Genomic DNA, 3,030 nt, shown 5'->3' with positions numbered 1-3,030 from the left:
GCTTTCTCCTGCCCGCCCCGCCTGTCAAGCTGGCCCACACGCCAAGGTGGCAATTCATCTTGCCTGCGGTCGGGTTATCGAGCAGTCTCCGTCGCAGCATCACCGTGGAGTAGACCGAGTCATGCCCTTCGTCTTTCCGCCATGGATGCGCATTGCCGGCGCGCTGTTCGGCTTCGTCGTGCTTATGGCTGGCAGTCAACCGGCGTCGGCACAAACGCTCGAGGAGATCAACAAGGCAAGCGGCTTCCACGAGATGCTGGCCGGCCTCGGCCCAAGCATAGTCGCCGGCATCAAATCCGTGCCGGGGCCGGAAAAAGTCAAGGAAGCCTTGTCCGCCGCCGCTGAAGGCGCTTTTGACGCTGACAGGATGGAGAAAGCCGTAGAGGCGCGGATGACGGGCCGGTTGCAGCCCGTCGATCTCACCGATCTGGCTGCTTTCTTCGATTCACCATTGGGCAGGCGGGTCACAGCCCTGGAGATCCAAGCGTCCGATCCGCAAGCCCTGGGGCGCAAGAAGATCGAAGGTCCGAAAATCCTTGGAGGACTTCAGGCGGGAGATCCGGCACGGCTCGCGCTGTACCGGAAAATCGTCGACGATACCAGCGCCGTGGACATGGCTGAAGCGATCGCATTGAACATGGGCTATGCGATGGTTTCGGGAATGCTCGCGGCAGCCGGGCAGCCTTTATCGGATCAGCAGATAATGGTGCTGGTGCATAAGCAGGCCGGCAACCTTCGTGAAAAAGCCGAAAAGGGGATCATGGAAGGAAATGCTTTCGCCTATCGTGACTTGTCGCTCGACGATCTCAGGCTTTACGCGGCATTTCTCGCGTCCCCTGCGGGCAGCCATTACTACGACCGGATGCAGACGGCACTCGGCGCCGTGATGACCGATGAGGCGCGTTCGTTAGGGCAGCGATTTTTCGTCGCTCTCGGCTACCGCAAGGCCTGAACAGCCCGTACATCCTTGCCACCAGCACTTTAGCGGAACAAAACGTAGACAGTTCTGGTCTTTCGCCACCGAATCACTACATTCGGGGCGATGTCCGGCTTTTCCGAAGACATGCCCTTTTTCGACGAACCCAATGCGCGGCCCTCGGCCCCGTCGGGTATCGCCGCGCGCGCCATGGCTGCCCGCAGCGGACACAACAACGCACCCGACTATCTGAAGGGCCTCAACCCGGAGCAGCGGCTAGCTGTTGAAACAACGGAGGGCCCGGTTCTGGTGTTGGCCGGCGCCGGCACCGGCAAGACCCGCGTGCTCACGACCCGCATCGCCCACATCCTCGCCACCGGCAAGGCGTTTCCGTCGCAGATCCTCGCGGTGACCTTCACCAACAAGGCCGCGCGCGAGATGAAGATCCGCATCGGCGTGCTGATCGGCGAAGGCAATGTAGAGGGCATGCCGTGGCTCGGCACCTTCCACTCGATTGGAGTGAAGCTGCTTCGCAGACATGCCGAACTCGCCGGCCTGCGCTCCGACTTCACCATCCTCGACACCGACGACGTCGTGCGGCTGATCAAGCAGCTGATCCAGGCCGAAGGTCTGGACGACAAGCGCTGGCCGGCCAAGCAGTTCGCCCAGATGATCGACGGCTGGAAGAACAAGGGGCAAGGCCCCGCCGACATTGCCGAGGGCGACGCGCGCGCCTTCGCCAACGGCAAGGGCCGCGAACTCTACAAGGCCTATCAGGAGCGGCTGAAGACGCTGAACGCCTGCGATTTCGGCGACCTGCTCTGCCACCCGATCCGCATCTTCCGCGCCAATCCGGACGTGCTGAAGGAATACCATAAGCGCTTCAAGTACATCCTCGTCGACGAGTACCAGGACACCAACACCGCCCAGTACATGTGGCTGCGGCTGTTGGCGCAAAGGCCTCAAGGCAAGCCGATCTCCCCCCTTGAGGGGGAGATTGGGCGCTCTTCGGCCGAAACCCGCGCCACCGTAAACATCTGCTGCGTCGGCGATGACGACCAATCCATCTATGGCTGGCGCGGCGCCGAGGTCGACAACATCCTGCGTTTCGACAAGGATTTTCCCGGCGCCACCATCATCCGGCTGGAGCGCAACTACCGCTCGACCGCGCACATCCTTGGTGCCGCCTCCCACCTCATCGCCCACAATGAGGGCCGCTTCGGCAAGACGCTGTTCACGGATCGCAACGATCCCGAGGATGGCAAGGTCAATGTCCACGCCGCCTGGGATTCCGAAGAAGAAGCCCGCGCCATCGGCGAGACCATCGAGGCCTATCAGCGCCAGAAGCACAATCTCAACGACATGGCTATTCTTGTCCGTGCATCCTTCCAGATGCGGGCCTTCGAGGATCGCTTCATCACACTCGGCCTCAACTACCGCGTCATCGGTGGCCCGCGCTTCTACGAGCGCCTGGAAATCCGCGACGCCATGGCTTTCTTCCGTGTCGTCGCGCAGGGCGCCGACGACCTCGCTTTCGAGCGCATCGTCAATGTGCCCAAGCGCGGCTTGGGCGAAGCCACCATCCGCCAGATCCACGACACCGCCCGTGCGCTGCGCATCCCTATGCTGGAGGCCGCCGCCAAGCTCGCCGAAAGCGACGAGTTGAAGCCGAAGCCGCGCGCCGCCTTGCGCGAAGTGGCGGCCAATTTCGAGCGCTGGCAGAAGGCGCTGGAAACCACGCCGCACACCGAACTCGCCGAGACCATTCTCGAAGAGAGCGGCTACACGGACATGTGGAAGAACGACCGCTCGGTGGAAGCCCCCGGCCGGCTGGAGAACCTGAAAGAGCTGATCCGCTCGATGGAGGAGTACGAATCGCTGCGCTCCTTCCTCGAGCACGTCGCGCTGGTCATGGACGCCGAACAGAATGCCGGGCTCGACGCCGTCTCGATCATGACGCTGCATTCGGCCAAGGGCCTCGAATTCGAGACCGTCTTCCTGCCCGGCTGGGAGGAAGGCCTGTTCCCGCATCAGCGCGCGCTCGACGAAGGCGGCCGCTCCGGGCTGGAGGAAGAGCGCCGCCTCGCCTATGTCGGCCTGACGCGGGCCAAGAA

2 protein-coding genes are annotated in these 3,030 nt (G+C 62.8%); both read left to right on the top strand.

All coding sequences use genetic code 11. The annotated features are described in order from the left end of the window. On the top strand, positions 1-952 hold a 952-nt coding region (locus EN884_RS31100), incomplete at its 5' end, for a hypothetical protein (protein WP_245492013.1). 90 nt (positions 953-1,042) lie between these two features. Next, positions 1,043-3,030, top strand: a 1,988-nt coding sequence (locus EN884_RS31095) for a UvrD-helicase domain-containing protein (RefSeq protein ID WP_128360942.1), incomplete at its 3' end; no start/stop codon positions are given.

It is taken from the genome of Mesorhizobium sp. M7A.F.Ca.AU.001.01.1.1 (assembly GCF_004022735.1).
GTDB lineage: Bacteria > Pseudomonadota > Alphaproteobacteria > Rhizobiales > Rhizobiaceae > Mesorhizobium > Mesorhizobium ciceri.
The sequence above is the reverse complement of the archived record's forward strand: the minus strand, read 5'-3'. Positions and strand labels throughout refer to the sequence as shown.